Origin of the sequence: Paraburkholderia sp. BR10872, from assembly GCF_040965835.1 — a bacterium.
GTDB lineage: Bacteria > Pseudomonadota > Gammaproteobacteria > Burkholderiales > Burkholderiaceae > Paraburkholderia > Paraburkholderia nodosa_A.
Window position 1 is genome coordinate 1 of the sequence record NZ_JBFRCN010000079.1, and the last position, 26,627, is coordinate 26,627.

Here is a 26,627-nt window from a genome sequence, read left to right on the forward strand (position 1 = left end):
GCCGAACAAGGTTGTTCTGGTTGCCTGCATGAGAAAGCTGCTGACTATCCTCAACGCCATCGCAAAAACAGGAAAGCCGTGGGATGAATCCATCCACACGGCTTGACAGGTAAGACAGTTGCTCATTGAATGAGAGAGAAAGAGGGGAGCGAAGACATGCGGCGCGTGGTGTTCAACCAGAAGGGTGGCGTAGGCAAGTCAACGATCGTTTGTAATCTCGCTGCGATCAGCGCGATTGAGGGTCGGCGTACGCTCGTCATCGACCTCGACGCGCAGTCAAATTCGAGCCAGTACCTGCTCGGCGCGGCTTGCGCCGACGCGAAGCCCAACGTCGCCGACTTCTTCGAAACCGCGCTGACCTTCAGCTTCCGGCCGGTCGAGGTCACGTCGTTCATTCATTCGTCACCCTTCGAGAATCTCGACGTGATGCCCGCGCATCCCGATCTCGACACGCTGCATGGGAAGCTGGAGTCGCGCTACAAGATCTACAAGCTGCGCGACGCGCTCAAAGAACTCGACATGTACGATGCGATCTACATCGACACGCCGCCTGCGCTGAACTTCTACACGCGCTCCGCGCTGATCGCGGTCGAGCGCTGCCTCATTCCATTCGACTGCGACGACTTCTCGCGCCGCGCACTCTATACTCTGCTCGAGAACGTGAAAGAAATTCAGCAGGACCACAATGCCGCGCTCACGGTCGAAGGCATCGTCATCAACCAGTTCCAGCCGCGCGCGAGCCTGCCGCAGAAACTCGTGGACGAACTCGTCGATGAAGGGCTGCCGGTGCTGTCGTCGCGGCTGTCTTCGTCGGTGAAGATTCGCGAATCGCATCAGCAGGCCAAGCCCGTCGTCCACCTCGATCCGGCGCACAAACTCACGCGCGAATTCGTCGCGCTCCATCAGGAATTGAGCGGGGCTTGAAAGGCAAGCGCGGACATCACCGGTTTACGCCCTCGGCGGAGTGTGCAAGTATCCCTCGCAGCGAGTCGCACCGAGACTCTTGCTCTCTTGCGAGGTTCAGAATGGACTGGAGGTTCTGGAAGGCAGAGAAGCGCCAGGAAGAGGCGCGCAACTGGCCCACCAATACGCATGAATCGATACGCCAACTCCTGAGCATGTACCAGGGCGTCGGCACGCCGCCGTTTGCGAACTGGGCCGCGCCCGGCATCGCATTCGCACCCGAAGTCGAAGCGATCGCCCAAAATGGGGTCAAGGGCTATCAGCTCGCTCTCTGGTTCTGGCTCTTTGCCGAGAAGCACGGCACCATCGCGGCGAGAATGGCGCGCGAAACGTTCTGCCTGCTCGCCGACGCGGCGCAGCCGTCGTCGGGAGACGCGATCGATGCGCTCCTCGATCAGGAAAACCGCCTCGCGCATGCCGTCGAGACGGTTTCCGCCGAGCAGCGCGCGTTCAGGCTGGAAGGCCTGAGCGTCGAATTGCCGATGGAATTCTTTCTGGCCACCGGCACGTTGAGGCTCAGGCCCGACTCGCCTTATGCCGGGGATGAGTCCGCCTCCCTGCAAGGCAACGACTACAAGCTGGCGGACTGCTTTCGCCACGCGACCGCTGAAGCGCTGTCCGTTTTCCGCCCGATGATCCAGGCGGTCGAATTCGACGCGAAAACGCTGCCCAACTGGAAATGGAGCGCCCGGCCGGGTGCGGCCGAGCGGCATCTGCAGCGGCGCTACAGCAATCCGCTCTTTCCGCTGCACCGGCAGATGGTGACGGCCCACGACGTGCACGAGGCGCGTCTCGCCGACAACCTGGCGCTGCAGGATATTCGCAACGAACTCAATGACGTGCGCCGCGCATTCTTCGAAAAGCCGGAACTGCCGTTGAACTGGCTCGCGTACCTCGAAAGCTACCGGGACGAGGTGGACAGGCTCGATGAGCGCCGCCTGGTCGCGGGTGGGCAGAACGCGGCGCTCGGCGAAGCGATCGCGGCGCTGCGTGCCGACGTTCTGGCGCCGTGGCGCGCCGAGATTCAGAAGAATCGCCACAGCCTCGCCACGCTCGAGCAGGACGAAGCGCGCAGGGCCGAACGGCGCTCACTGCTGTACGGCTGCGACTGGACCGCGCAATTGCTCAGTCACGGCTCGCTAATCCCGCCGGACGAAGTCGTTCCCGCTTTGCTGAGCGAATCTCCCGCGGAGTTGGAGAAGGCGGTGACCGGCCTGCAGTCGGATCCACGTCTGCACGAAACGTTGGCGCACTGCCGGGCCGTTGCGCATCGGCTCGTGAACGAGCTGCGCGCGGCAGGTCACAACTTTCCCGATATGACCGACAAGCTGCGCATTCTGGACGGCACGTTCGACGCTCCGCTGAACGGCCAGCACGAACGGCCGCTCGACGGCGCGCCGGGAGAGGTGCCGGCCTGAGGCTAGAGGCGGGCACCCGGTCGATTCGCTAACGTCAGGTTTTCAGCCGGTAGCCCGTCTTGAAGATCCACGCGGTGATCGCGAGGAACAGCGCGAGAAAGGCGGCTGTCATGCCGAGACTCACGCCGACGTCGACGTCCGCGAGCCCGTAGAAGCTCCAGCGGAAACCGCTGATGAGATAGACGATCGGGTTGAAGAGCGTGATCACCTTCCACGCCGTCGGCAGCATGTCGACCGAGTAGAAGGCGCCGCCGAGGAACGTGAGCGGCGTGATGACCAACAGTGGGACGATCTGCAGTTTCTCGAAGTTGTCCGCCCAGATGCCGATGATGAAACCGAGCAGGCTGAACGTGACCGCGGTGAGCAGCAGGAACAGCGCCATCCACACGGGATGCTGGATCTGGATCGGCACGAAGAGCGCCGCGGTCGCGAGGATGATGAGCCCGAGCACGACCGACTTGGTCGCCGCCGCGCCGACATAGCTGACCACGATTTCGAGGTAGGACACGGGCGCCGAGAGCAGCTCGTAGATCGTGCCCGTGAAGCGCGGGAAGTAGATGCCGAACGACGCGTTCGAGATGCTCTGCGAGAGCAGCGACAGCATGATCAGGCCCGGCACGATGAACGCGCCGTAGCTGACACCGTTCACTTCCTTGATGCGCGAACCGATTGCAGAGCCGAATACGATGAAGTAGAGCGAAGTCGAAATGACCGGTGCGACAATGCTCTGCATCAGCGTGCGCCGCGTGCGCGCCATTTCGAACCGGTAAATGGCGCGAATTGCATAATGGTTCATCGGGAAGTTACCTGTCCTTTGCCGTCTTCTGCGATCGAATCTGGCGTGGGCCGTGAAGCGGCCGCCGGGTCCTTATGGACGAGACTCACGAAGATGTCCTCCAGTGAACTCTGGCTCGTTTTCAGGTCCGTGAAACCGATGCCGGCCTCGTTCAGGTTCCTGAGCAGCGTTGTGATGATGTCGTTGCGTTCGTTTTCGCTGTCGTAGGTGTAGGTGAGTTCGGCGCCGCCGTCGGCCAGCTCCAGTCCCCACGCGGCGAGGCCGTCCGGAATCGCGCTCAGCGGGGCGTCGAGCTGCAGCGTCAGCTGTTTGCGGCCGAGCTTGCGCATGAGCACGTCCTTGCGCTCGACGAGCATGATCTTCCCGGCGTTGATCACGCCGATGCGGTCGGCCATCTCCTCCGCCTCGTCGATGTAGTGCGTCGTCAGGATGATCGTTACGCCATTCGCCTTGAGCCCGCGCACGAGTTCCCACATGTCGCGGCGCAGCTCGACGTCCACACCCGCCGTCGGCTCGTCCAGAAACAGCACTTGCGGCTCGTGCGCGAGCGCCTTCGCGATCAGCACGCGCCGCTTCATGCCGCCCGAGAGCGTCATGATCTTGTTGTTCCGCTTCTCCCACAGCGAGAGGTCGCGCAGCACGCGCTCGACATACGCGGGATTGGGCGGCTTGCCGAACAGGCCGCGGCTGAACGATACGGTGGCCCAGACCGTTTCGAACGCGTCGGTCGTCAACTCCTGCGGCACGAGGCCGATCAGCGAGCGTGCGGCGCGGTAGTCGGCGAGGATATCGTGACCGGCCACGCGCACACCGCCTTCGCTCGCATTGACGATGCCGCAGACGATGCTGATCAGCGTCGTCTTGCCGGCGCCATTCGGCCCCAGCAGCGCGAAGATTTCGCCCCGTGCAATGTCGAGATTGATGTTCGTGAGCGCCCGGAGTCCCGATGCATAGACTTTCGAGAGATTCTCGATGGAGAGGATCGTTTGCATGTGCGTGACATTACCAGAAGCCGGTAAAAGACACCGCGCGGACCCACGCGGGACATCGGACATCGCCAGGGAAAACCCTCGCATGTCATTCCCATTCGTTGGGAATCGTATTTTTGATTTCCGGGAGTGACGTGGCATGCTGAGTGCATCAATTCAGCCTTCGTCATTCAGGTGAAACAGGAACCCGGTGTTACCGGCGCAGAGCGCCTGCTACTGGTGCTTTCGGCACTCGCGAGCCGCGGCAAGGCGATGTCCGCGAAGGATATGCTCGCGGCCACAGGGCTCGCGCAAAGCACACTCTACCGCCAGGTCGCGGTGCTCAAGCGCTGGGGCTTCGTGACCGAAGACGCCGGCTACTACGCGCCGGGCCCCATCAGTCTGCAGCTTGCGCTCGGCTTCGACGTCAATTCCCTGCTCGTTGAATCGAGCCGCGAAGGCATGCTGCAACTCGCGCGGACCTCGCAGGAGAGTGTCGGCCTCGTCGTCGCCGTGAACGACCAGGTGGTCTGCCTCGAAATGGTCGAAAGCACGCATTCGCTGCGCTGCTCGTTCGAGAAGGGGCGCGCAGTGCCGCTCAGGGCCGGGGCGTCGGCCAGGTCATTGCTCGCGTTCATGCACGAAAAGGCGCGCGGCGAGACGCTCGACCGTCTCTTCGCCGGCGACGCGCCGGGCCGCGCCGCCATGGAAGCGGAACTGGAGCAGATTCGCGCGCGCGGCTACGCGGTGAGCGAAAGCGAAGTCGACCCTGGCGTATGGGGCGTGAGTGCGCCTGTGTTCCGGCGCGTTGCACGCGGCGCGGGCGCCAACGCGTCGATCACCTTGATGGCGCCGTCGTCGCGCGTGGCGGGCCGTGAGCTGCAGCTCGCCGACTGGACCTTGCGCACCGCGCACACCATTTCCGCCCGTCTGCAAACCGATTGACCGCAACGAACGAAGCCAAAGAACGAAGCCCAAAACCGCAGCGTCCCGAGAAACCACACAGGAGTCCAACATGAAACTGCATAAACTGCTGTCCGCCACGTGCGTCGCCCTCGCCATGTTCGCGGCCGCCGCTCCCGGCACCGCGAGCGCGCAAGCGCAGAACGTCCTCCAGGTCGCGACCGATGCGACGTTCCCGCCGATGGAGTTCACGGAAAACGGTCAGCGCACCGGGTTCGACGTCGACCTGATGAACGCGCTCGCCAAGGCAATGGGCAAGCAGGTCCAGTGGACCGACATCGACTTCAAGGGGCTGATTCCGGGTCTGATCGCGCACCGCTTCGACGCCGCGATTTCCGGCATCTACATCACGCCTGAACGCAGCCAGGTGGTGGACTTCACGCAGCCGTATTTCGCGGGCGGCCTCGTCGCGCTCGTGAAGGCCGACTCGCCCATCAAGACGCTCGCCGATCTCGAGGGCAAGAAGGTCTCGGTTCAGGTCGGCACGAAGTCGGTGAACTTCCTGCGCGACAACTACCCGAAGGTCACGCGCGTCGAGGTCGAGAAGAACCAGGAAATGTTCGATCTGGTCGGCATTGGCCGCGCGGATGCCGCCGTGACGGGCAAGCCCGCCGCGTATCAGTTCGCCCGCACGCGCGCAGGATTTCGCGTGCTCGACACCGAGCTGACGAAGGAAGCCTATGGCATTGCCGTGCGCAAGGACGAACCGCAGCTGCGCGATGCGCTGAACGCTGCGCTGGCGAAGATCAAGGCGGACGGCACCTACGCCCAGATCGTGAACAAGTGGTTCGGCACGGGTTCGAAGTGAACCGGCGGATCTGATCCATGCAACTCGACTTCTCTCCGGCTATCGCCGGTTGGGCCGACATCGCACACGGCGCGCTGGTCACGGTGGAAGTGACCGCCGCGGCGCTCGTGCTCAGCTGCATGCTCGGCCTCCTGATCGGCATCGGCCGGCTCGCGCCGCAACGGCGGCTCGTGTACGGCTTCTGCACGGGCTACCTCGTGTTCTTTCGCGGTACGCCGCTGCTCGTGCAGCTGTTTCTGCTGTTCTTCGGACTGCCGCAATTCAATATCCTGCTGCCGGCGTTCGTCTGCGGCATGCTCGGGCTCGGGCTTTATTCGGCCGCGTATGTCTCGGAGATCGTGCGCGGCGCGATCCAGTCCGTCGATCGCGGGCAGATGGAAGCCGCACGGTCGATCGGCATGTCGTCGGCGCAGGCCATGCGCGCGATCATCCTGCCGCAGGCCGTGGTGCGCATGATTCCGCCGCTCGGCAACGAATTCATCGCGCTCATCAAGAATTCCGCGCTGGTCTCGCTGCTGACGATCGACGACCTGATGCATGAAGGCCAGAAGATCATCAGCGTTTCGTATCGCTCGCTGGAGGTGTATCTCGTGATCGCGCTCGTTTATCTCGTGCTGACACAGACGACCAACTATGCGCTGCATCGCGTCGAGCGCCGCCTGCGCGCGGGAGGGATGGTGCAATGAGCGCGCAACTGGATCCGATCGTCAGCATTCGCGGACTCAAGAAGTCGTTTGGTTCGCACCTCGTGCTCAACGGCATCGACTTCGATATTCAGCCGCAACAGGTCGTCGTGGTGATCGGCCCGAGCGGTTCGGGCAAGAGCACGTTTCTGCGCTGCTGTAATGGCCTCGAGCAGCCCGAGGGCGGCACCGTCGATATCTGCGGTCATCGACTCGTGGAAAACGGCGCGATGCTCAAGGACCGCGCGCTCAATGCGCTGCGTACCGAAGTCGGCATGGTGTTCCAGTCGTTCAATCTGTTTCCGCACCTCTCGGTGCTGCACAACATCACGGTTGGACCGCGCATGTTGCGCGGGGCATCGAAGGCGCAGGCCGAATCCGCCGCGCTTGCGCTGCTCGAGAAAGTCGGGCTCGCGCATAAGGCGCATGTGATGCCGGCGAGCCTTTCCGGTGGCCAGAAGCAGCGTGTCGCCATTGCGCGGGCGCTCGCCATGCAGCCGCGCGTGATGTTGTTCGACGAGCCGACTTCCGCGCTCGACCCTGAGCTGGTTGGCGAGGTGCTGCAGGTCATGAAGCTGCTGGCTTCCGAGGGCATGACGATGGTGGTCGTCACGCACGAAATGGGCTTCGCGAAGGAAGTGGCCGACGTCGTGGTGGTGATGGACGGCGGCGAGATCGTCGAGGCGGGGCCGCCTTCGACGATCTTCACCGCGCCGGCACAGCCGCGCACGCGCAGTTTTCTGCAAGCGGTGTTGTCGCGCACATGAACCGGTCGTCCGCACCCGAAGGCTGCGCAGGTGCAAAGGTGACGCTGCTGCACGGCGTCGAGCTTGTGCCCGCGCCCTGGAAAAACGGCGGCGGCGTGACGCGCGAGATCGCGACGGGTTGCGCAGCGGGCGCGCTGCCCGATGCGTTCGCTTGGCGCGCGAGTCTCGCGGATATCGCGCAAGCCGGGCCGTTTTCGTGCTTCGAGGGCATAGACCGCACGCTCGTGTTGATCGACGGTGCCGCCTTGCAGTTGAACGAGGCGCGCGCAGGAGAACAAGAGCCTCATGCCACGCATACGCTGGAACGCGCGCTGGATATCGCCCGCTTTGCCGGTGAAGCCGCAATCGATGCACGGATCGCCGCTGGCCCCGTGCGCGTGTTCAACCTGATGGTGCGCCGCGAGGCCGCGCGCGGCGCGCTCGAAGTGTGGCGCGAGGCAACGCGGCGCAGCGTGCATGCGCAGACCGTGTTGCTGCATGCCGTGCAATGTCAGGCCGAGGTGAGCGTGGCGGGCGAGGGCTTCATCGCGCTCGCGCCCGGCGACACGTTGCGCGTCGATGCGGAGCAAGCCGTGGAGCTCGAAACGTGCGGCGAAGGCGCGCTGCTGGTTGTCATACTCGATATCGCGCAAGCCTGATTTCATGAGCACCCTGATCCCTCCGCTTTCCATGACGAACGCGCTTTTTGCGGAACATGCGTATTTGCCCGGCGGTTGGCGCCGCAATGTGCTGCTCGAATGGGACGCCACGGGCACGCTGCGCGGCGTGACGCCCGACCTCGCGCAAGCGCCTGAAGGCGGCGCGCGTGCGTCGGGCCCGATCATACCTGGCATGCCTAATCTCCATTCGCATGCGTTCCAGCGCGCGATGGCCGGCCTCACCGAATATCGCGCGAATCCCACCGACAGCTTCTGGAGCTGGCGCGACCTGATGTACCGCTTTGCGGCGCGCATCATGCCCGACGATCTTGCCGCGGTCGCGAGCTGGCTCTACGTGGAAATGCTCAAGGCGGGCTACACGTCCGTCTGCGAGTTTCACTATGTGCATCACGCGCAGGACGGCCAGCATTATGCGAGCCCCGCCGAACTGGCGCAGCATGTGGTGGAGGCAGCGAGCGTGACCGGCATCGGCATGACCATGCTGCCCGTGCTCTATCAGTACAGCGGCTTCGGCGCGCAAGCGCCGCGCGACGATCAGCGGCGCTTCATCAACACGCCCGACCAGTTGCTCGGCATCGTCGAGGCGCTGCGTGCGTGGCGCCCGGAGCACGGCGCGTTGCGCTATGGCGTTGCGCCGCATTCGCTGCGCGCGGTTTCGCATGATTCGTTGCGTGTGCTGCTGGAAGGTCTGGATCAAGTGCTTCCCGGTGCGCCCGTCCACATCCACATCGCCGAGCAGACGGCCGAAGTCGAGGCCTGCATGGCGACCGAGGGCACGCGGCCCGTGCAATGGCTGCTCGATCGCTTCGATGTAAACGCGCGCTGGTGCCTTGTCCATGCGACGCATATCGATGCGCGGGAGACCGCCGCGCTCGCACAAAGCGGCGCGATTGCGGGCCTGTGCCTCACGACCGAAGCGAATCTCGGCGATGGTATTTTCCCTGCGCGCGAGTATCTCGACGCGGGCGGCGCGTTCGGCATCGGCTCGGACAGCCATATCGGCGTAGACTGGCGCGCCGAATTGCGCTTGCTCGAATACGGGCAACGGTTCACGCGGCGCGAACGCAACGTGCTCGCGTCGCCAGAGACCGCGCAGGTGGCCGACCGGCTTGTCGACGCGGCGCTCGCGGGCGGCGCGTGCGCGACGGGGCGCGCGGTGGGCGCGCTGCAGGAGGGCGCTCGCGCGGACTGGCTCGTGCTCGACGCGCAGCATCCGAACCTCGCGCAGCAGACGCCGCAAAGCTGGCTATCGTCAGTGGTGTTCTGCGAGCACGGCGAGACGCCGGTGCGCGACGTCTATGTGGGCGGCGAGCAGGTCGTCGCGCAGCGCCGCCACCGAGACGAAACGCGCCTGTACGCCGATTATCGTAGGGCGTTGAACCATCTCCTTGCCGGCGCGTAAGTGCGCGGCCAACCGAACGGAGCTCCCATGACCGACCTCTTTACGCTCGAACGCGGCACGGCGCCGCTGCTGATCTCGATTCCCCACCTCGGCACCCAGGTTCCCGAGACGCTGCGCGACGCGTATACGGACATCGCGCTCACGGTCGCCGATACCGACTGGCATCTCGACCGGCTCTATGCGTTTGCGAAGACGCTGGGCGCGACGATACTCGGTGCGCGGGTGTCGCGCTATGTGATCGACCTGAACCGGCCGCCCAACGACGAAAGCCTGTATCCGGGGCAGACGACGACTTCGCTGTGCCCGACCGAAACGTTCCGCGGCGAGGCGCTCTATCGCGAGGGCCGCGCGCCTGATGCGCACGAGCGGCAGCGCCGCGTCGCCACCTACTGGCAGCCGTATCACGACGCGCTGCGCGCCGAGCTGCAGCGCCTGCGCGCGCAGCACGCCAACGTGCTGCTGTGGGAGGCGCACTCGATTGCGAGCGTGCTGCCGCGGCTATTCGACGGCAAGCTGCCCGATCTGAACATCGGCACGCAGGACGGCCGCACGGCGGCGGCGCCGGTGCAGGCGGCGGTCGAGCGCGCGGCGGCTGCAAGCGACTTCACGTGGATCGCGAATGGCCGCTTCAAGGGCGGCTACAACACGCGTCACTACGGTGCGCCGCAGGACGGCGTGCATGCGGTGCAACTCGAAATGTGCCAGTCGACGTACATGAGCGAGGCTGCGCCGTTCGACTACGCGCCGTCGTTCGCGCAGAAAGTCGAGCCCGTGGTGAGCGCGATGGTGAGCGGCGCGCTCGAGGCCGTGAAGGCGATGAACGCCGCCGCGCGCTGATTGCGACGCGCGTGGGCGCGCTATTAAGCGGATCCCTACCTTTCAGAAAGCCGCGGATCTCAAAGGCGATGTGCCCCGTTCCGCGCCCCGCCCAGCGCGGGAAAGTACTCAGTTGTGCGGGCTACGATCGCGCTGCCGATCGTAGTATTCTCTAGCGACGCGGCCTCGGGGGGCGCTGATGTGCCATCGCGAAGCAGTCCAGACATCCACATAAAGAGGAGAGGTTGAATGAAGTTGAAGAAGCTCCTGTTCACAAGCGCGCTAGCCGTATCGGCACTCGGATTTACCGCCGTTTCCGCCCATGCGGAAGACCTGCTGGATTCGGTCAAACAGGCCGGGGTGCTCAAGATCGGTCTGGAAGGCACCTATCCCCCGTTCGATTCGCGTGACAGCAAGGGCGACCTCGTCGGCTTCGACGTGGACGTCGCGAAGGCCGTGGCGGCCAAGCTCGGGGTCAAGCCCGAGTTCATTCCCACCGAGTGGAGCGGCATTATCGCCGCGCTGCAGGCCGGCAAGTTCGACGTGATCGTCAATCAGGTGACCATTACGCCGCAACGTCAGCAGGCGCTCGACTTCAGCCAGCCATACACGTACTCGGCCGCGCAGCTGATCCAGCGCTCCGACGACAAACGCGAATTCAAGACGCTCGACGAATTCAAGGGCGACAAAAAGCTCGGCGTGACGCTCGGCACCAACTATGACCAGATGGCGCGCGCCGTGCAGGGCATCAACGTGCAGACGTATCCCGGCGCGCCCGAGAAGCTGCGCGACCTGGCCGCGAAGCGCATCGACGCGACGATGGACGATCGCCTGATGCTGCCGTACATCATCAAGACGTCGAACCTGCCGCTGCGTCCGGGCGCCGTGTTGCCGGGCGCCGATCAGCAAATGGCCATTCCGTTCCGCAAGGGCAATCCGAAGTTCGAGAAGGCGATCAACGACGCGCTCACCTCGCTCAAGCAGGACGGCACGCTCAAGAAGATCTCCATGCAGTGGTTCGGCCAGGACGTGACGCAACCGCTCGCTCACTAACGCTACAGTCGTTTCACGACAATCGCGCCGGCCGCAATCATGGCCGGCGCGATCGCTTCAACACTCCCTCCTACCGCGCCGCCTGCGTCCTCGTGCGCATCTTCGCTACCTCTGCCGCGCCCACCGCGCCTGCCTTGTTGTTCCAGCCCGCACGAACGAACGTGAGCACATCGGCGATCTGCTTGTCGCTTAGGACATCTGCATAAGCGGGCATGGGGTACGGCGCGGGCATGCCCTGGATCACGAGATCCCCGGTGCCGTTGAGCGTGACGTTGATGAGCGACGACGCGTCCTTCTCCAGCACGTTCGGATTGCCCGCGAGCGGCGCGAACATCGGCGCGAAGCCGCGCCCGTCGGCGCCGTGGCAATGCATGCAATACGCCGTGTAGACGCGCGCGCCCGCATCGTTCGCCGGACGCGAGAGCGACACTTTCGTCGCCTGCGCGTCATAGGCGTAGGCCGCTCCGCCGTCGTCGCCCTTCGCCGGCAGCGACTTCAGGTAGACGGCGATCGCGTTGACGTCCGCGTCGTTCATGCTCTGGGTGCTCTTGTTGATCACGTCGGTCATCGCGCCGAACGCCGAGGCGTGCTGGTTCGCGCCCGTCTTCAGGAACTGCGCGAGGTCCGCTGCGCTCCAGCGCCCGAGGCCCGTGTTGTGCGCGCCGGTCAGGTTCGAGGCGAACCAGCCGTCGAGCAGGGCGCCCGTGAGCCAGGCGTCGCCGCTTTCGTCGAGCGCTTTCTCGTTGAAGCCGATGCCGCGCGGCGTGTGGCACGAGCCGCAATGGCCGAGACCCTGCACGAGGTACGCGCCGCGGTTCCATGCCACGTCCTTGCCCGCTTTGTCCTGGTACGCGCCCTTCTCGAGGAAGACGGCGTTCCAGATCTTGAGCGGCCAGCGCATGTTCATCGGCCACTTGATGTCGGCGTCGCGGTTGCTCTGCTTGACCGGTTGCACGCCTTGCATGAAGTATGCGTAGAGCGCGGCGACGTCCTCGTCGCGCACCTTCGCATACGAGGGATAAGGCATCGCCGGATAGAGATTGTGACCGTCCTTGGCAACGCCCTCGCGCATGGCGCGCGCGAAGTCCGCTTGCGTGTAGCTGCCGATTCCGGTGTCCGGGTCGGGCGTGATGTTGGTCGAGTAGATGCGCCCAAGCGGCGTGTTCATCGGCAGGCCGCCTGCAAACGGCTTGCCGTGCGGCGCCGTGTGGCACGCTGCGCAGTCGCCCACGGCGGCGAGGTAGGCGCCGCGCTGGATCGTGGCGGCGTCCGCAGCGCCCGCCGCGAGGGCGGGGCGCGCAGTCACGCACGCGAATGCTGCTAGCGCGAGCGTGGCACCGGCAATGCGGCGCAAGCCGCGGGCTCGTTGGGATGCGTCAATCGTTTTCGTCATGGTTCGCTCCCTCAAGCCGAGTGCGCGGACGCGCCCGCGTTCACGAGCTGGCGGCCCACTGGCAAGTGCCGCAGACGCTTTCCGGTCGCCGCGTAGATCGCATTCGCCACGGCCGGTATGACCGCCGAGGTCCCGGGCTCGCCGATCCCGCCGGGCGCTTCGGCGCTCTTCACGAGATGCACTTCGATCACCGGCATCTGGTCGATGCGCATGACCCGGTAGTCGGTGAAATTGGTTTGCGTGACGCGTCCGCGCTCGATCGTGATCTCGCCCCACAGCGCCGCCGTGATACCGAACACGATGCCGCCCTGGATCTGCGCCTCGATGGTCTCCGGGTTCACGGCCATGCCGCAATCCACGGCGCAGACTACGCGGTTCACGCGCACCTCACCGTCGTCCACCGTGACGTCGGCGACCATGCTGAGGAAGCTGCCGAACGCGTGCATCACCGAAACGCCGCGTCCCTGGCCCTTCGGCATGGGTGGTCCCCAGTTCGCGGCGCGCGTGGCTACGTCGAGCACATTGAGTGCGCGTGGCGACTTGCCGAGCAGATTGCGGCGGTAGGTGACCGGATCGGTTTTCGCGGCCACGGCCAGTTCGTCGACGAAGCTCTCCACCACGAACGTGCCACGCGTGGGCCCCACGCCGCGCCAGAACGCAGTGGGCACCGCGTGCGGTTCCTGGCGCACGTATTCGATCAGCTGGTTCGGCAGGTCGTAGGGCAGGTCGGCGGCGACTTCGACGGCGTCGGGGTCGACGCCGTGCTGGAACGCGGGGGGCGCAAAGCGCGCCATGATCGAGGAGCCCGCGATGCGATGCTGCCAGGCCACGGGCTTGCCGTTCGCGTCGAGTCCGGCCGAGAGACGGTCGTAGTAATACGGCCGGTACATGTCGTGCTGGATATCTTCTTCGCGCGTATAGAAGACCTTGACCGGCACGCCGACCTGTTTGGCGATCTTGACGGCCTGGGTAATGAAATCGGTTTCGAGTCGCCGCCCGAAGCCGCCGCCAAGCAGGTGATTGTGCAGCGTGACCTGCTCGGGCTTCAGACCTGTGACGGCCACGGCCGCATCCACGGCGCGCGTGGGCACCTGGCTGCCCACCCAGATTTCACAGCTATCGGGTTGTACGTGGACCGTGCAGTTGACCGGCTCCATCGTTGCGTGTGCAAGGAAGGGCTGCTGATAGACGGCGTCGATGCGCGTTTTTGCGGTGCCGAACCCCTGCTGCACGTCGCCGTCCTTGCGCGCGACGGCGCCTTCGCGTTGCGAGGCGCTCGCGAGATCGGCGACGATCTGCTGCATCGAAACCGTCGCGCCCGCGCCTTCGTTCCACTCGACGACGAGCGCAGCAGCGCCTCGTTTCGCGGCCCAGGTGTGCGCGCCGATCACGGCCACGGCGTTGTCGATCTTCACGACCTGCTTGACGCCGGGAACCTGCTTCGCGTGCGTGTCGTCGACCTTCGCGAGCGTGCCGCCGAACACAGGACAGTTCACGATGGCGGCGTAGACCATGTCGGGCAGGCGCACGTCGAGGCCGAAAAGCGCCGAGCCGTCCACCTTCTCCGGCGAGTCGAGGCGCTTTGTGGGCTTGCCGACCAGCGTGAAGTCTTTCGGCTCCTTGAGCGCGACCTTCTGCGGGACGGGCAGATGAGCGGCCGCATCGACGAGCTGGCCATAGGCGATGCGCCGCCCGCTCGCGTCGTGCAGCACCTCGCCCGCTTTGGCGTGGCAGGTGGCCGGATCGACTTGCCACTGCTGCGCCGCCGCCTGGATCAGAACGGTGCGCGCGGCGGCGCCCGCTTCGCGCATGGGCTGCCAGGCAAAGCGAATCGACGTCGAGCCGCCCGTGAGCTGGCCGCCCAGCAGCGGATCGGTGAAGAGCTTCGCGTTGGGCGGCGCGTGATCGATCGTGACGCTATCGAGCGGCACTTCGAGTTCTTCCGCGATCAGCATCGGAATCGAGGTGTACACGCCTTGCCCCATCTCCACCTTCGGGACGATGAGCGTGACCTTGCCCGAGCGGTCGATCTGCACGAAGGCGTTCGGCTCGAACACGCCGTCTTGCGGGGCTTCGTTGCCGTCGCCGCCTACGACCGATCGACGCGTCTGGCTGTCGCCCTGCGCGCCGGCAGAAAAGCTGATGCCGAGCAGCAGGCCGCCGCCCGCCGCCGCGCCTAGCTTGAGAAACGTGCGTCGCGAGAGTGGGCCGCTTGCGGTGACGTGAAGCTTGCGTTCCGGCGCGCCGTTTTGCGCATCGAGGAGACCTTGTGACATCTCAGGCCTCCTTCGCGGCTTGCTTGATGGCCGCGCGAATGCGCGCATAGGTGCCACAGCGGCAGATGTTGCCCGCCATGGCGGCGTCGATATCCGCGTCGCTCGGGTTCGGATTCGCGGCGATGAGCGCGGTCGCCGACATCACCTGCCCCGATTGACAGTAGCCGCACTGCACGACGTCGATCTCGCGCCAGGCCTTCTGCACCTTCTGTCCGGCGGGGGTGGCGCCGACCGCCTCGATGGTGGTGATCTTGCGGCCCGCAACGGCCGCGACGGGCAGCACGCACGAGCGCGCGGCCTCACCGTCGAGATGCACCGTGCATGCGCCGCACTGCGCAATACCGCAGCCGAACTTCGTGCCGGTGAGGCCGACGATGTCGCGCAGGACCCAGAGCAGCGGCATGTCGGGCGGCGCGTCGACCGTATGAGTTTCTCCGTTGATTGTCAACGTCGTCATGGAGGGGGCTCTCCGAGAGTGGGGATTTGTCGTTCTTGATCGTGCAATCGAAGCGTCCGCGCGCTGGCTGTTTCGCCTCTGCTGCCTAATGAGCCAGCCAAAGCGATGGCCAGTGGGCGCGGCCTTTCGACAACCGCACGAGTGTAGCGCCGCCGTTAAATATGTGCAGAAAACGGTCCGTGTGGCTGCCCTGCGATGTTCGCGTCGCCAAAACGCGCCTTGACTTCCATTTAGATGATGACTACCATCTAAACAACATCGAAGCACGGAGCGCGGGTCATCATGAGGAAGTCGAAGGTAGAAACGGCGCAGACGCGGGAGCGCATCGTGGAAGTCGCCGCTGGGGCATTCAGGGCGAATGGCATCCATGCAACGGGACTCGCCGACGTAATGGCCGCCGCCGGACTTTCGCATGGCGGCTTTTACCGCCATTTCGAGTCGAAGGACCAACTGGTTGCCGAGGCGTGCGAAGTGGGGCTGGCCGGCATCGTCGAGAACCTCGTCGCCGCTGCGGATGGGGCCACGGGCGAGGACGCGTTCCGCGCTGTCGTGGACGCGTACATGTCCACCGGTCATCGCGACGCGCGAGCGAACGGTTGCCCGCTTGCCGGCATGGGCAGCGAACTGGCGCGCGCGGACGACGCGACGCGCGCGGCGGCGTCGCGCGGGTTCGACGCGCTGGTGGACATGCTGGCGGCGCGCATGGCGACACCGGAGGAAGAGGCAGACCGCTCGCAGGCTGTTTTCGCACTCGCGGCCATGATCGGCGCGCTGACCATGGCGCGCATCATCCCCGATCCGGACGCTTCTGCGTCGCTGCTGGAAGACGTCAGGCAACACATCGAATCGATCTGAACGAAAGCTGTCGCCAGAGACTGGCGATTTTATTTGCTTACCTATGTGCATATGCACTTTCGGCGGAGAACTCATCATGCAACAGCGTAAATTTCTGATTACCGGCGCCACGGGCAAAACCGGCGTGCACGTGGTCAACAACCTGCTCGAAGCCGGACACGCGGTTCGCGCAATGGTCCGTGCGGAAGACGCGCGCAGTGCCTCGCTGCGCGCCGCCGGCGCCGAAGTCGTGGTGGGCGATCTGCTCGATCACGACGACCTGATTCGCGCCACCTCGGGCGTGACGGGCGCTTACCTGTGCTATCCCGTCAGTCCCGGGTTCATTCAGGGCACCGCGTATTTCGCGGACGCCGCGCGCCGCGCCGGACTCGAAGTCGTCGTGGAAATGTCGCAGATCTCCGCGCGCGAGAACGCGAGGAGCCACGCCGCGCGCGATCACTGGATCGCCGAGCGCGTGCTCGACTGGTCAGGGGTGCAGACCATTCATGTTCGCCCGACCTTCTTTTCCGAATGGCTGATTTTCCCGTGGGTGCGCGACACCATCGTCAACGAAGGACAGATCACGCTGCCTTACGGAGCGGGACGCCATGCGCCGATCGCCGCCGTTGATCAGGCCCGCTTCATCGCCACGGTGCTCGCGCAGCCGTCGGGCCATATTGGCAAGCGCTACGAGCTTTGCGGGCCGGTCGAACTCGACCACCATGGCATTGCCGACGAGATCGGCAAGGTCATCGACCGGAAGATCGTTTATCGCCCGGGCACGCTCGACGAATATCGCGCACATTTGCAGAAGTACGACCTTCCCGGGTTTGCGATCCAGCATTTCATCGAAGTCGCCGTCGATTACCAGAACGGCGTGTTCAAGGGTACCGACAGCATCATCGAGCAAGTGACCGGAAAAGCGCCGCAGACGGTCGAGACGTTCATTCGCGCCCACCGCGAGCGCTTCCCGGCCTGATTTCAAACTATCACTGTCCATGACTCATTCTTTTGGAGATTCGAAATGAAGATCAGGAATTCCGTTGTGTTTGTAACCGGCGCAAGCCGTGGCCTCGGTCTGGCTTTTGCACGCGAGGCGTTAGCCCGCGGGGCCGCGAAGGTCTATGCAGGGGTGCGCAACCCGGAAGGCTTTAGCGAACCCGGCATCATTCCGGTCAAGATAGACGTGACGGATCCGGACTCCGTTACGGCGGCCGCCAAGATCGCCTCGGACGTGACCGTGCTCGTGAACAACGCGGGCATTGCGGAAATTCTCGCGTCCCCGCTTGCGGCAGAGGCGGAAGACCAGGCGCGGCGCATCTTCGAAACGAACTTTTATGGCGTCATTCGCACGACGCGCGCGTTCGAAGCCGTGCTGCCCAGCGATGGCAACGGTGGCGTAATTAACGTGCTCTCCGATGTTTCGTGGCGAGCCGTGCCGTTCCTCGCGCCGTATTCCGCTTCGAAGGCGGCGGCCTGGAGCTATACCAACAACATCCGTCTGCACTTCAGGGAACGCAAGATCGGCGTGGTCGGCGTGCATGTCGGCTTCATGGATACCGATCTCACGAAGGATTTCGACGTGCCGAAAGCGAGTCCCGTCGATGTCGTTCGCCAGGCCTACGATGCGCTCGAAACGGGAGAGAGCGAAGTGCTCGCGGATGCGGGCAGCCGTGAACTGAAGCAATCGCTTTCGGCTGCGGTGCCGGGATATATCGACCCCGCGGTGCTGCAGGCATAGCGTGCCGTAGCAGGCCGCCAAGTGCCGGTGCTGCCGCACGCGCATGAAGACCGCGCGGCTCCGGCCCTCTATGTCGGCTGGACGTGGAGCGAAGTGCCGAGTGCGACAGGTTTCGAATCATCGTTTCGATCCACGGATGATTCGAACTGCGAAGGTTTGAATTCTTGTATCGGCAGTTAAGGCGAGCAGTTCCTCCGCTGCTTTCTCTGTGTGAGATTGCCCACACAACCCGCATTTACGGTCTTGAGCGTCGTGCCAAAACAGCTGATTGTTGAAGAGAGGGCTCCCGCCACGCGAATGTCACGAACAGGCTTTGAAGAGCAGCCGGCTGCGCAGTCTCTCATCTCTTTGAAGCGCAAGCACGCGGAGCCGCACATGTTCAACAGCACCGTACTCGAAGTCGGCATTGGTTTAGTGTTCTGCTATTTCGCGGTGAGCCTTGCCGTCAGCACCGTGACCGAGCTTTTTGCGTCGCTCTTGCAGTTGCGCGCGAAATGTCTGCTATCTGGCATCAAGCAGATCCTGAACGACCCGAAGTTCAACGGCATGGCGCGCGACCTCTACAACCACGCGCTCGTGAGCCCGCGCGACTCTGGGGACGCGACGAATGCGAGCGACCTGAAGTACAAGCCCTCTTATATTCCGTCGAATGACTTTGCCCTCGCGATGATCGATATCCTTCGGCGCGCGCCCGGTGCGGACCAGGACATCGGTCAGTCGATTGCCACCATACAGAACCAGCAGTTAAGGGAGGTATTGCAGGCGATGTACCGCCACGCCAACCAGGATGTCGGCCAGTTTTCGGACGCGCTCGGCAAGTGGTTCGACAACGGCATGGACAGGCTCTCCGGCACCTACAAGCGCTGGTCGCAGTTCATTTCATTTGCCGTGGCGCTCGTCATCGTGATCGCACTGAACATCGATACGGTGTTTCTGTTCAGGATTCTATGGTTGCATCCCTCGCTCGCGGGTGCGTTGCACGCAAACGCGTCTTCCGGCGCGGTTTCCCTGATGAACCAGTTGCCGATCGGCTGGCAAAGGGATGGTGCCTATGCAGACGGCGTGGCCTGGATGATCGTCGGCTGGCTGCTCACGGCGAGTGCAACGTTGTTCGGCGCGCCGTTCTGGTTCGACCTGCTGCAAAACGTGACGAACCTGCGCGGAACCGGACCGTCCACCGACGCCGCCGCACGCAAAACCGCTTCGAACTGAGGGACAGCCGGCTCAATCGCCCCTCGGCAAAGTCAGTTCCGCATCGCCTAAAACAGGCTGACTACGCTGACGATGCTGCTCACGCCGGTGTCGGCGGCAACACCGGCGCTGACACCAACGCCAACACTGGCGCCGGCGAGCATCGTCCCGCGGCACACCGGCGCGCCGCAGCGGCAGGTGTATTCGCGCACGTTGTCTTCGCAGGCGTCGTCGGGCAATTCGAGCGCGTAGTCGATGAACAGCTCTTCGCCTGGCAGGATGTCGCGGCACGCGTCGATGAACACGTGGCCGTTGATTTCGATGGTTTCGCAGTTCGCCTGGCACGCGTGATTGAGCCAGCGCGCCCAGTTGCCGCCCTGGCCGCCGTCGATTACGCGGCCATCGGAAAGGCCGAAGAGAAACGTATGCGCGCCGTCTTCACGCAGACGATAACGCCGGGCCGCGCTACGCCAGCTCATGATCTTGCCTTTGTATTCGAAGATGCGCTCGCCGGCCCGCAGGGGACGCAACGCATAGACGCCTTTTCCGTGCACCGGCGACTGCCGGACAGTCATTCGTTTGCTCATGGCCATCTTCGCGCGTTGAACGCGTGCAGTATAAGCGGCCACGACGAATGCGAGTGATGAAAATGGATATGGCCATCGACGCTGCGTATTGCGTCTTCGCACACTGCATGCACCGTATTGAAGCGGACGGCGCCCACTCTTCGCTCCTGACAAGTGTGCGCCCCACAGTTGACCTCGCGGGCAGGATCAGGGCAACATACCCGGGTTTCTTTCGCGGGTTTGCGGATCCAATTCTCGAGTGGGCATATGGCAAGCACGAATGAGCCAGGCGCAGACGCCTCGCTGACCTATCGGCTGAAGGCATTGACCAAGATCGCCGACCGCATGAGCAGTGAGATGTCGCGCGACAAGCTGGGTGTGCCGTATCCGGAGGCAAGCATCATCGCCGCGATCGGCACGTTCGGTCCGCAAACCGTGATGGATATCTCGCGGCGCGCCAACCTCGACAAGAGTCAGGCGAGCCGCACGGTGGAGGCCATGCTCTCGAAGGAGATCCTCGCGCGCACGGGCAACGACAAGGATGGGCGCAGCGTCATCATTTCGCTCACCGCCGAAGGCCGCAAGATCTTCAAGAAGATCGGCCCGACCCTGGACAAGCGCGACAGCGACCTTTACCACGGGCTGAACGAGGCCGAGCGCGTTGCGCTGCGCTTCCTGCTCGACAAGATCCTCGCGTCACACGGCTGGGACGCCACGCCCTGACCGCCTCCTGATCCGTGCATGATTTTCCGGTACGCGATCAGTCATTGAATTGTCATCAAATTGCCACCGCGAAGTGCAGTGCCGCCTGGTGGTGCGCCAGGCGTTAACGCTCAGTGGCACCCAAGCATAAAAGAATGGCAATGAAGCGAAAAGCGCTTCAATGGATTCATGAGCATTGGCGAAACGTATCTGGACCGGGTGGGCGATCGCGCGCGCGTGCGAGTCATCGCCTTCGAAGCCGCGCATGCCTGGCCGCTATGACTGCTTCGGCGCCTGGATCATCTTCCAGCCGTTGCCGGCGGGATCGCGGAAACCCGCGTCGACGCTGCCGTAGCGGTCGACCGGCTCCTGGGTGAATTCCACGCCCAGGCCCTTCAGGCGCTCGTAACTTGCGCGGCAGTCGGCCACGGCGAGTACGAGGGGCGGCATGGCGCCCTTGGCGACCATGGCGCGCAGCGTTTGCGCGGTGGCCTCGTCGTGAACGGGCGGCCCGGGCAGGAAAAGCCCGAGCTGGAAGGACGACTGCTCCGGGTGCTGGACCGTGAGCCAGCGGTACGCGCCATTGCGCACGTCGGTATGCACACGGAATCCGAGTTTGTCGACGTAGAACTTGAGTGCCGCGTCCTGGTCGTCGACGTATAGGCCCACCACATTGATACCCTGATTCATAACACCTCCCTGGTTAGTGACCGCAATTCAGGGCCGCACTTTAGCGTTGCCCGCACGCCGCCGCTTCTCCAAAACTGCTGTCGTGAGGTCGGGGCGCTGTGCGGCTTTCAGCACGCAGGCAGGCACGCGGTCGATCCCGGGCAGGCTGGCCCGCGCCTGAACGCGCACGGCGCTGGGGCTCGAGCCGGTCACGTCGCGGAACGTGCGGCCAAAGGTGCCCAAACTCTCCCAGCCGGTGGCGAAGGCGATATCCGTGATGTCGAGATCGGTGTCGCGCAGCAGGGTGGTGGCCTGCTCGATGCGCCGCGTGAGCAGGTAGCGATGCGGCGGGAGGCCGAAGGCGCGCTTGAAGGAACGCGCGAAATGCGCTTCGGATACGCCGCTGACCTCGGCCAGGCGCTTGACGGGCCAGGCCTCGTGAGAGGCGGCGTCCATGCGGTCCTTCGCGCGCAATAGACGGCGTAGCAGTGCCGGGTCGAGCAGGGGCTCGGCGTCGGGCGGTTCAGGATGCGCATGGGTGAGCGTGGGCGCATCGGCGTGCAGAGCTGCGCTAGCTGGCATGCATTCGTCTGGAGTGGGCGGCATGCCGGTAGTTTAGGCCCAACGGCGATCGATGGCCGACGATTGGCTTTCGATTGGTTGGGCCTGCCAGGCGTCGCTCACTGCGAGTCGACGAACTGGATGATCTCGCCGTTGTCGCGCTTGAGATACAGGTCGGCGCCTTTCATGCGCACTTCGTTGCACGAATACGGCATCTTGCTGCCTTTGCTGCAGATCTTGCCGTCCTCGGCTTTCCAGTCGCCGTGATCGGCAAAGCCCTTGCTCGACTTGAAGTCGTAGTCGCCGTTGTTGCCGTACTGCACATGCCACGTGCTCCCGTCGGCAATCTTGATGTCGAACGCCTTGCCCGAGAGGCGTTGCTGGATGTCGGCCGCGCTGGGGCTCGCGGAACCGTCCGGGAATGCCGCCGAGTCCGCAAAAGCCGTAGCGGGAACGATGAGCAGGAGGGCAAGCAGCTTCTTCATGGGAGGTCTCCTGAAAAGCCGGATTACTGCCTTGCTTCGAGACGTTGGAGCGGCGCGCTCGCCCGGAGGATAGCCCGATGCCAGGCGCGGAGTCGGGCGTTGTGCGTCGTTCGCGTGCACGTTTTCACTATAGCGCTGCGCGATTTCGCCAATGTGGCCTGGCGCACACAAGGCGTGTAACCGGGGCTGCACGTCGATGCCCGCGCATCGTTGCGCATGCCCCCGAGGTGCGTTGGCGGGCCGTGAAACGACTGCCCGCCACGACCTTACTTCAACCGTCCCGCGAGGAACTGCTGGAGCCGCTCGCTGCGCGGCGCATTGAGCACTTCCTTGGGGTCGCCTTGCTCTTCGATCTTACCCTTGTGCAGAAACACGACGTGATTCGACACGTTGCGCGCGAAGCCCATTTCGTGCGTGACGACGATCATGGTGCGGCCTTCCTCCGCGAGCTTCTGCATGACCTTGAGCACTTCGCCCACGAGTTCGGGGTCGAGCGCGGAGGTGGGCTCGTCGAACAGCATCACTTCGGGCTCCATCGCCAGCGCGCGGGCGATCGCCACGCGTTGCTGCTGGCCGCCGGAAAGGTGCGAGGGGTACTTGTGCTCGACACCCGCGGCCAGCCCCACCTTGTCGAGGTACTTGCGCGCGCGGGCCTCGGCATCGCTGCGGGAGAGGCCAAGCACGCTGACCGGCGCCTCGATGATGTTCTCGAGCACAGTCATGTGCGCCCAGAGATTGAAGTGCTGAAAGACCATCGAAAGGCGCGTACGCATTTTTTGAAGCTGCTTCGGATCGCTCACGCGCAGCGCGCCGCCACGGTCGGCGCTCGTGCGGATCTCCTCGCCGTTGAGCGTGATGCGTCCCGAGCAGGGCGATTCGAGAAAGTTAATGCAACGCAGGAACGTGCTCTTTCCCGAACCGCTCGATCCGATCAGGCTGATCACGTCGCCAGCCTTTGCCTTGAGCGATACGCCCTTCAAAACCTCGTTCTCGCCGAACTTCTTGTGCAGGTCGTCGACTATCAGCTTGTACATACTCGGTTCACTCCATCGGGACTGAAATTCTTAATGGCCTTGCGGCTTCAAATAGGCCAGCACACGTGTTTCGAGGCGGCAGAAACCCCAGATCAGGGCGAAGACGATGGACGCATAGAGCGCCGCCGCGATGCCGTACGCCTGGAACGTCATATAGGTGGCGGAATTCGCATCGCGCGCCACTTTCAGGATGTCGGGCACGGTCGCGGTGAACGCCAGCGTCGTCGCGTGCAGCATGAGGATCACCTCGTTGCTGTACGAAGGCAGCGCGCGTCGAAATGCCGAAGGCAGGATGATGCGCGTGTAGATCTTGGTCTTCGACATGCCGTACGCCTGGGCCGCTTCGATCTCGCCATACGCGGTCTCGCGAATCGCGCCCGCGAAAATCTCGGTGGCGTAGGCGCACTCGTTCAATGCAAAGGCCAGCAGCGTGCAATTCATGGCACTGCGAAAGAAGTCGCCAAGGACCGGATTGGCCTGCACGAAATGCAGGCTGTAGAGGCCGGTGTAGAAGAGCAGCAACTGCACATAGAGCGGGGTGCCGCGGAACACGTACGTGTAGACCCAGACCGGCCGCGAAAGCCACAGGTTGCGCGACGCGCGCGCAATGGCGAGCGGCACGGCAAGCAGGAAGCCCGCCACGATCGAGACGACCAGCAGCCAGAGCGTGATGGCGAGGCCGCTCGTGTTGAAGCCGTCGCTGTACAGATAGTTGGGCCAGTATTGACGAAGCAGTTCGATCACAGCGCTGCCCTCCGCACACCGGTCGAATAGCGCTTTTCGAGGCGGTGCAATGCCAGGTTGGAAACCGTCGTGATGGCGAGATAAATCGCGCCGGTCACAAGCGTGAAGAAGAAGAACGCCTGGGTGGCCTTGCCCGCGTCCTGCGCGGCCTTCACCACATCGGCGAGACCGATGATCGACACGAGCGCCGTGGCCTTCACGAGCACCTGCCAGTTGTTGCCGATGCCCGGCAGCGCAAAACGCATCATCTGCGGGAACAGGATGCGCGTGAACACGCGTGTGGAACTCATGCCGTAGGCGAAACCGGCTTCGATCTGCCCGCGCGGCACGGCGAGAAACGCGCCGCGGAAGGTCTCCGTGAAATACGCGCCGTAAATGAAGCCGAGCGTGATGACGCCGGCCACGAACGGGTCGATGTCGATCTGGTCCATGCCCATCATGTCGGTTACGTCGTTGAGCCAGATCTGGATGCTGTAGAACAGCAGCAGCATGAGCACGAGATCGGGCACCGCGCGAATCAGCGTGGTGTACGCCGTGCCGATGCGCGAGAGCATGCGGTTGGGCGAGAGCTTCGCGGCAGCGCCCGCAAGCCCGAGCAGAAACGCGGCGCCGAGCGAGAGCACCGCGAGCTTGATGGTTTCCCACGTGCCCGCAAGGAGCAGCGGGCCGAAGCCTTGAAAGACCATGGAAGGATGTCCTTGTTCAGGGGAGCAGCGCTCCCCCAGGTTGTTGCAGATGAAGTCGGCGGCGCTTAACCGCCGTACACGTCGAAGTCGAAATACTTCGACTCGATCTTCTTGTACGTGCCGTCCTTGATCATGTCGGCGATCGTCTTGTCGATCTTCGCCTTGAGGTCGGCATCTTCCTTGCGCAGGCCGATCGCGGCGGCGCCCGTGGGGATTTCCGCGCCCGCGAATCCAAAGCCTGCGCCGCGCGGCGTCTTCAGGAAGCCGAGATTGGCCTGCACTTCGTCTTGCAGCGCGGCGTCGAGGCGCCCCGACTGCAGGTCCAGATAGACCTGGTCCTGGTTCTGGTAGGGAATCACGTTGACGCCCTTGGGCGCCCAGTTTTGCTTCGCGTAGGTCTCCTGAATCGAGCCCTGCTCGACGCCCACCGTCTTGCCTTGCAGCGAAGCGATGGTCGGCTGCAGCGGCGAGCCCTGCTTCGCGACGAGGCGCGTCGGCGTGTTGAAGAGCTTGGCCGAGAAGGCGATCTGCTGCTCGCGCTGGGGGGTGATCGTGAGCGCGGAGAGCGCGCCGTCGAACTTCCTGGCCTTGAGGCCTGGGATCATGCCGTCGAAATCCTCCTCGACCCACACGCACCTGGCGTTCAGGCGCCGGCAGATTTCGTTGCCGAGGTCGATGTCGAAACCGACCAGCTTGCCATCGGTCGCCTTCGACTCGAACGGCGCGTAGCTCGCGTCGGTGCCGAAGCGGATCGTGGACCAGTCTTTCGCATACGCGCCACCGGCGGCAAGGGCGAGGGCGACACAGAAGGCAAGTTTCTTCATGAAGTCTCCGATAGGAATGGTTGGCGTGTGCCCGGTCATGGACTGGAGGTCCGGCCCGGAAAGTTGTCTATACAATTATCGATGTGGCGAAGAGACCGGCAATCGGTGTTATCACCTGGGGATTTCACTGTGCTGCAATCGAAAGACGGCGTAATTCAGGCGTCAGAAAGCCGGAATTCGGGTATACGTGGAGCGGATTGAACTTGTATAGACAAGCTCGTTTCGGTAATCTGATTCCACCTTGTCCAGACAACTTTGACACCGCAATGAACCTCAAACTCACTCCCGGCAATCTGACCCTGTCCCAACTGCGCCAGATCGCGCGTGCCGATGAAAACGGCGGCGTGAAGCTCGAACTCGATCCGGCCAGCTTCGCGGCCATCGACGCAGGCGCACGTGCCGTTGCCGAGATCACGGCGAAGGGCGAGCCCGCCTACGGCATCAACACGGGCTTCGGGCGTCTGGCGAGTACGCACATTCCGCGTGAGCAGCTCGAACTCCTGCAGCGCAACCTGGTGCTCTCGCACGCCGTGGGCGTGGGCGAGCCGATGTCGCGTCCGGTCGTGCGCCTCTTGATGGCGCTGAAGCTGTCGAGCCTGGGCCGCGGCCATTCGGGCATCCGCCGCGAAGTGATGGACACGCTCATCACGCTGTTCAATGCCGACGTGCTGCCCGTGATTCCGGTGAAGGGTTCCGTGGGCGCCTCCGGCGACCTCGCGCCGCTCGCGCATATGTCCTGCGTGTTGCTGGGTGTCGGCGACGTGTTCGCGAAGGGCGAGCGCATGAGCGCGGTCGAGGGCCTGCGTCTCGTCGGCCTCAAGCCGCTCGCGCTGCAGGCCAAGGAAGGTCTCGCGCTGCTCAACGGCACGCAGGCTTCGGCCGCGCTCGCGATCTACAACATGTTCGCGATCGAGGACCTGTACCGCACGGCGCTCGTCTCGGGCGCGCTCTGCGTGGACGCGGCGGCAGGTTCGGTGAAGCCGTTCGACGCGCGCATTCACGAACTGCGCGGCCATCGCGGCCAGATCGAGGCGGCCGCGGCCTATCGCACGCTGCTCGAAGGCTCGGCGATCAACCTCTCGCACCGCGACTGCGGCAAGGTCCAGGACCCGTACTCGCTGCGCTGCCAGCCGCAGGTGATGGGCGCGTGTCTCGACCAGATGCGCCA

General features: G+C 64.1%; 29 protein-coding genes and 1 pseudogene. 17 read left to right on the plus strand and 13 right to left on the minus strand.

Translation table 11 applies throughout. The annotated features are described in order from the left end of the window. The 3 genes and pseudogenes from AB4Y43_RS37015 to AB4Y43_RS37025 all read left to right on the plus strand — a co-directional run. Positions 1-106: pseudogene (locus tag AB4Y43_RS37015) on the plus strand (IS110 family transposase); the annotation flags it as partial. A 50-nt stretch (positions 107-156) separates the two neighbouring features. Further along, positions 157-924 carry a ParA family protein gene (locus tag AB4Y43_RS37020; RefSeq protein WP_069263168.1) on the plus strand — a complete coding sequence of 256 codons (768 nt, stop codon included), beginning with the start codon at positions 157-159 and terminating at the stop codon, positions 922-924. Between the two features lie 101 nt (positions 925-1,025). Next, entirely contained in the window at positions 1,026-2,381 is a 1,356-nt protein-coding gene (locus AB4Y43_RS37025; protein WP_256094595.1) for a tryptophan leader peptide, read from the plus strand. 34 nt (positions 2,382-2,415) lie between these two features. Here the strand turns inward: AB4Y43_RS37025 and AB4Y43_RS37030 are convergent, their stop codons facing one another. Further along, positions 2,416-3,177 (minus strand): ABC transporter permease, encoded by a 762-nt coding sequence (locus AB4Y43_RS37030; protein WP_042270119.1) that lies wholly within the window; start codon positions 3,175-3,177, stop codon positions 2,416-2,418. Beyond that, the gene (locus tag AB4Y43_RS37035) at positions 3,174-4,169 is read right to left on the minus strand and encodes an ABC transporter ATP-binding protein (RefSeq protein WP_368730047.1); all 996 of its coding nucleotides are present in this window, start codon (positions 4,167-4,169) and stop codon (positions 3,174-3,176) included. The genes AB4Y43_RS37030 and AB4Y43_RS37035 overlap by 4 nt, the downstream gene beginning before the upstream one ends. Before the next feature lie 171 nt (positions 4,170-4,340). Here AB4Y43_RS37035 and AB4Y43_RS37040 point away from each other — a divergent pair, with 171 nt between their 5' ends. The 8 genes from AB4Y43_RS37040 (at position 4,341) to AB4Y43_RS37075 (ending at position 11,296) form a co-directional block, all read left to right on the plus strand. Then, positions 4,341-5,090: an IclR family transcriptional regulator gene (locus AB4Y43_RS37040; protein WP_368730048.1), complete on the plus strand. Its 750-nt coding sequence runs from the start codon at positions 4,341-4,343 to the stop codon at positions 5,088-5,090. 70 nt (positions 5,091-5,160) lie between these two features. Beyond that, complete coding sequence (locus AB4Y43_RS37045; protein ID WP_069263170.1) at positions 5,161-5,916, plus strand: transporter substrate-binding domain-containing protein; 756 nt, start codon at positions 5,161-5,163, stop codon at positions 5,914-5,916. 17 nt (positions 5,917-5,933) lie between these two features. Beyond that, the gene (locus AB4Y43_RS37050) at positions 5,934-6,602 is read left to right on the plus strand and encodes an amino acid ABC transporter permease (protein ID WP_069263172.1); all 669 of its coding nucleotides are present in this window, start codon (positions 5,934-5,936) and stop codon (positions 6,600-6,602) included. Next, positions 6,599-7,366, plus strand: coding sequence for an amino acid ABC transporter ATP-binding protein (locus AB4Y43_RS37055; protein WP_368618262.1), 768 nt, complete (start codon positions 6,599-6,601; stop codon positions 7,364-7,366). Before AB4Y43_RS37050 ends, AB4Y43_RS37055 begins: the two co-directional genes overlap by 4 nt. Continuing rightward, on the plus strand, positions 7,363-8,004 hold the full coding sequence (locus AB4Y43_RS37060) for a HutD family protein (RefSeq protein ID WP_368730049.1): 642 nt from the start codon (positions 7,363-7,365) through the stop codon (positions 8,002-8,004). The genes AB4Y43_RS37055 and AB4Y43_RS37060 overlap by 4 nt, the downstream gene beginning before the upstream one ends. Before the next feature lie 31 nt (positions 8,005-8,035). Beyond that, positions 8,036-9,427 carry a formimidoylglutamate deiminase gene (locus AB4Y43_RS37065; RefSeq protein WP_368730059.1) on the plus strand — a complete coding sequence of 464 codons (1,392 nt, stop codon included), beginning with the start codon at positions 8,036-8,038 and terminating at the stop codon, positions 9,425-9,427. 27 nt (positions 9,428-9,454) lie between these two features. Continuing rightward, the gene (gene hutG / locus AB4Y43_RS37070) at positions 9,455-10,264 is read left to right on the plus strand and encodes an N-formylglutamate deformylase (RefSeq protein WP_368730050.1); all 810 of its coding nucleotides are present in this window, start codon (positions 9,455-9,457) and stop codon (positions 10,262-10,264) included. A 228-nt stretch (positions 10,265-10,492) separates the two neighbouring features. Then, a complete protein-coding gene (locus tag AB4Y43_RS37075) occupies positions 10,493-11,296 on the plus strand; it encodes a transporter substrate-binding domain-containing protein (protein WP_069263183.1) in 804 nt (267 codons plus the stop codon). 70 nt (positions 11,297-11,366) lie between these two features. Here the strand turns inward: AB4Y43_RS37075 and AB4Y43_RS37080 are convergent, their stop codons facing one another. Genes AB4Y43_RS37080 through AB4Y43_RS37090 form a run of 3 tightly spaced genes read right to left on the minus strand, consistent with a single transcriptional unit; the run spans position 11,367 to position 15,422 of the window. After that, positions 11,367-12,689: a cytochrome c gene (locus AB4Y43_RS37080; RefSeq protein ID WP_368730051.1), complete on the minus strand. Its 1,323-nt coding sequence runs from the start codon at positions 12,687-12,689 to the stop codon at positions 11,367-11,369. An 11-nt stretch (positions 12,690-12,700) separates the two neighbouring features. Next, positions 12,701-14,965 (minus strand): molybdopterin cofactor-binding domain-containing protein, encoded by a 2,265-nt coding sequence (locus AB4Y43_RS37085; protein WP_368730052.1) that lies wholly within the window; start codon positions 14,963-14,965, stop codon positions 12,701-12,703. Between the two features lies 1 nt (position 14,966). Further along, positions 14,967-15,422: a (2Fe-2S)-binding protein gene (locus tag AB4Y43_RS37090; protein WP_368683119.1), complete on the minus strand. Its 456-nt coding sequence runs from the start codon at positions 15,420-15,422 to the stop codon at positions 14,967-14,969. 282 nt (positions 15,423-15,704) lie between these two features. On the opposite strand from AB4Y43_RS37090, the gene AB4Y43_RS37095 reads away from it, so the two are divergent. From AB4Y43_RS37095 to AB4Y43_RS37110, 4 genes are all read left to right on the plus strand, one after another. Then, entirely contained in the window at positions 15,705-16,277 is a 573-nt protein-coding gene (locus tag AB4Y43_RS37095) for a TetR/AcrR family transcriptional regulator (protein WP_069263191.1), read from the plus strand. A gap of 76 nt (positions 16,278-16,353) precedes the next feature. Continuing rightward, complete coding sequence (locus tag AB4Y43_RS37100) at positions 16,354-17,235, plus strand: NAD(P)H-binding protein (protein ID WP_368730053.1); 882 nt, start codon at positions 16,354-16,356, stop codon at positions 17,233-17,235. 45 nt (positions 17,236-17,280) lie between these two features. Then, positions 17,281-17,997: an SDR family oxidoreductase gene (locus tag AB4Y43_RS37105; protein ID WP_368730054.1), complete on the plus strand. Its 717-nt coding sequence runs from the start codon at positions 17,281-17,283 to the stop codon at positions 17,995-17,997. 375 nt (positions 17,998-18,372) lie between these two features. Then, positions 18,373-19,209 (plus strand): hypothetical protein, encoded by an 837-nt coding sequence (locus AB4Y43_RS37110; protein WP_368730055.1) that lies wholly within the window; start codon positions 18,373-18,375, stop codon positions 19,207-19,209. 47 nt (positions 19,210-19,256) lie between these two features. Here the strand turns inward: AB4Y43_RS37110 and AB4Y43_RS37115 are convergent, their stop codons facing one another. Further along, positions 19,257-19,775 carry an SET domain-containing protein gene (locus AB4Y43_RS37115; RefSeq protein ID WP_368730056.1) on the minus strand — a complete coding sequence of 173 codons (519 nt, stop codon included), beginning with the start codon at positions 19,773-19,775 and terminating at the stop codon, positions 19,257-19,259. A gap of 246 nt (positions 19,776-20,021) precedes the next feature. On the opposite strand from AB4Y43_RS37115, the gene AB4Y43_RS37120 reads away from it, so the two are divergent. Beyond that, positions 20,022-20,477: a MarR family winged helix-turn-helix transcriptional regulator gene (locus AB4Y43_RS37120; protein ID WP_069263201.1), complete on the plus strand. Its 456-nt coding sequence runs from the start codon at positions 20,022-20,024 to the stop codon at positions 20,475-20,477. 255 nt (positions 20,478-20,732) lie between these two features. On the opposite strand, the gene AB4Y43_RS37125 is transcribed toward AB4Y43_RS37120, so the two are convergent. From AB4Y43_RS37125 to AB4Y43_RS37155, 7 genes are all read right to left on the minus strand, one after another. Beyond that, the gene (locus tag AB4Y43_RS37125; RefSeq protein ID WP_342948654.1) at positions 20,733-21,146 is read right to left on the minus strand and encodes a VOC family protein; all 414 of its coding nucleotides are present in this window, start codon (positions 21,144-21,146) and stop codon (positions 20,733-20,735) included. A 27-nt stretch (positions 21,147-21,173) separates the two neighbouring features. Further along, on the minus strand, positions 21,174-21,707 hold the full coding sequence (locus AB4Y43_RS37130; RefSeq protein WP_368602678.1) for a helix-turn-helix transcriptional regulator: 534 nt from the start codon (positions 21,705-21,707) through the stop codon (positions 21,174-21,176). Between the two features lie 98 nt (positions 21,708-21,805). Then, positions 21,806-22,171 (minus strand): hypothetical protein, encoded by a 366-nt coding sequence (locus AB4Y43_RS37135; protein WP_069263210.1) that lies wholly within the window; start codon positions 22,169-22,171, stop codon positions 21,806-21,808. 266 nt (positions 22,172-22,437) lie between these two features. Then, positions 22,438-23,205: an ABC transporter ATP-binding protein gene (locus AB4Y43_RS37140; protein ID WP_342948656.1), complete on the minus strand. Its 768-nt coding sequence runs from the start codon at positions 23,203-23,205 to the stop codon at positions 22,438-22,440. 30 nt (positions 23,206-23,235) lie between these two features. Then, on the minus strand, positions 23,236-23,949 hold the full coding sequence (locus AB4Y43_RS37145) for an ABC transporter permease (RefSeq protein WP_368730057.1): 714 nt from the start codon (positions 23,947-23,949) through the stop codon (positions 23,236-23,238). Beyond that, entirely contained in the window at positions 23,946-24,635 is a 690-nt protein-coding gene (locus AB4Y43_RS37150; RefSeq protein ID WP_254315089.1) for an ABC transporter permease, read from the minus strand. Before AB4Y43_RS37150 ends, AB4Y43_RS37145 begins: the two co-directional genes overlap by 4 nt. Before the next feature lie 65 nt (positions 24,636-24,700). Next, a complete protein-coding gene (locus AB4Y43_RS37155) occupies positions 24,701-25,459 on the minus strand; it encodes an ABC transporter substrate-binding protein (protein WP_342948657.1) in 759 nt (252 codons plus the stop codon). A gap of 266 nt (positions 25,460-25,725) precedes the next feature. Here AB4Y43_RS37155 and AB4Y43_RS37160 point away from each other — a divergent pair. Further along, the coding region (locus AB4Y43_RS37160) for an aromatic amino acid lyase (protein ID WP_368730058.1) at positions 25,726-26,627 on the plus strand (902 nt) is incomplete at its 3' end.

What these genes read in the sequence shown, in the direction of transcription:
- AB4Y43_RS37080 (WP_368730051.1), bottom strand. Translation starts at nt 12,689, where the DNA reads ATGACGAAAACGATTGACGCATCCCAACGAGCCCGCGGCTTGCGCCGC.
- AB4Y43_RS37035 (WP_368730047.1), bottom strand. Translation starts at nt 4,169, where the DNA reads ATGCAAACGATCCTCTCCATCGAGAATCTCTCGAAAGTCTATGCATCG.
- AB4Y43_RS37130 (WP_368602678.1), bottom strand. Translation starts at nt 21,707, where the DNA reads ATGCCAGCTAGCGCAGCTCTGCACGCCGATGCGCCCACGCTCACCCAT.
- AB4Y43_RS37045 (WP_069263170.1), top strand. Translation starts at nt 5,161, where the DNA reads ATGAAACTGCATAAACTGCTGTCCGCCACGTGCGTCGCCCTCGCCATG.
- AB4Y43_RS37030 (WP_042270119.1), bottom strand. Translation starts at nt 3,177, where the DNA reads ATGAACCATTATGCAATTCGCGCCATTTACCGGTTCGAAATGGCGCGC.
- AB4Y43_RS37095 (WP_069263191.1), top strand. Translation starts at nt 15,705, where the DNA reads ATGAGGAAGTCGAAGGTAGAAACGGCGCAGACGCGGGAGCGCATCGTG.
- AB4Y43_RS37115 (WP_368730056.1), bottom strand. Translation starts at nt 19,775, where the DNA reads ATGAGCAAACGAATGACTGTCCGGCAGTCGCCGGTGCACGGAAAAGGC.
- AB4Y43_RS37135 (WP_069263210.1), bottom strand. Translation starts at nt 22,171, where the DNA reads ATGAAGAAGCTGCTTGCCCTCCTGCTCATCGTTCCCGCTACGGCTTTT.
- AB4Y43_RS37025 (WP_256094595.1), top strand. Translation starts at nt 1,026, where the DNA reads ATGGACTGGAGGTTCTGGAAGGCAGAGAAGCGCCAGGAAGAGGCGCGC.
- AB4Y43_RS37060 (WP_368730049.1), top strand. Translation starts at nt 7,363, where the DNA reads ATGAACCGGTCGTCCGCACCCGAAGGCTGCGCAGGTGCAAAGGTGACG.
- AB4Y43_RS37075 (WP_069263183.1), top strand. Translation starts at nt 10,493, where the DNA reads ATGAAGTTGAAGAAGCTCCTGTTCACAAGCGCGCTAGCCGTATCGGCA.
- AB4Y43_RS37100 (WP_368730053.1), top strand. Translation starts at nt 16,354, where the DNA reads ATGCAACAGCGTAAATTTCTGATTACCGGCGCCACGGGCAAAACCGGC.
- AB4Y43_RS37120 (WP_069263201.1), top strand. Translation starts at nt 20,022, where the DNA reads ATGGCAAGCACGAATGAGCCAGGCGCAGACGCCTCGCTGACCTATCGG.
- AB4Y43_RS37125 (WP_342948654.1), bottom strand. Translation starts at nt 21,146, where the DNA reads ATGAATCAGGGTATCAATGTGGTGGGCCTATACGTCGACGACCAGGAC.
- AB4Y43_RS37155 (WP_342948657.1), bottom strand. Translation starts at nt 25,459, where the DNA reads ATGAAGAAACTTGCCTTCTGTGTCGCCCTCGCCCTTGCCGCCGGTGGC.
- AB4Y43_RS37020 (WP_069263168.1), top strand. Translation starts at nt 157, where the DNA reads ATGCGGCGCGTGGTGTTCAACCAGAAGGGTGGCGTAGGCAAGTCAACG.
- AB4Y43_RS37065 (WP_368730059.1), top strand. Translation starts at nt 8,036, where the DNA reads ATGACGAACGCGCTTTTTGCGGAACATGCGTATTTGCCCGGCGGTTGG.
- AB4Y43_RS37050 (WP_069263172.1), top strand. Translation starts at nt 5,934, where the DNA reads ATGCAACTCGACTTCTCTCCGGCTATCGCCGGTTGGGCCGACATCGCA.
- AB4Y43_RS37110 (WP_368730055.1), top strand. Translation starts at nt 18,373, where the DNA reads ATGTTCAACAGCACCGTACTCGAAGTCGGCATTGGTTTAGTGTTCTGC.
- AB4Y43_RS37055 (WP_368618262.1), top strand. Translation starts at nt 6,599, where the DNA reads ATGAGCGCGCAACTGGATCCGATCGTCAGCATTCGCGGACTCAAGAAG.
- AB4Y43_RS37090 (WP_368683119.1), bottom strand. Translation starts at nt 15,422, where the DNA reads ATGACGACGTTGACAATCAACGGAGAAACTCATACGGTCGACGCGCCG.
- AB4Y43_RS37105 (WP_368730054.1), top strand. Translation starts at nt 17,281, where the DNA reads ATGAAGATCAGGAATTCCGTTGTGTTTGTAACCGGCGCAAGCCGTGGC.
- hutG (WP_368730050.1), top strand. Translation starts at nt 9,455, where the DNA reads ATGACCGACCTCTTTACGCTCGAACGCGGCACGGCGCCGCTGCTGATC.
- AB4Y43_RS37140 (WP_342948656.1), bottom strand. Translation starts at nt 23,205, where the DNA reads ATGTACAAGCTGATAGTCGACGACCTGCACAAGAAGTTCGGCGAGAAC.
- AB4Y43_RS37085 (WP_368730052.1), bottom strand. Translation starts at nt 14,965, where the DNA reads ATGTCACAAGGTCTCCTCGATGCGCAAAACGGCGCGCCGGAACGCAAG.
- AB4Y43_RS37150 (WP_254315089.1), bottom strand. Translation starts at nt 24,635, where the DNA reads ATGGTCTTTCAAGGCTTCGGCCCGCTGCTCCTTGCGGGCACGTGGGAA.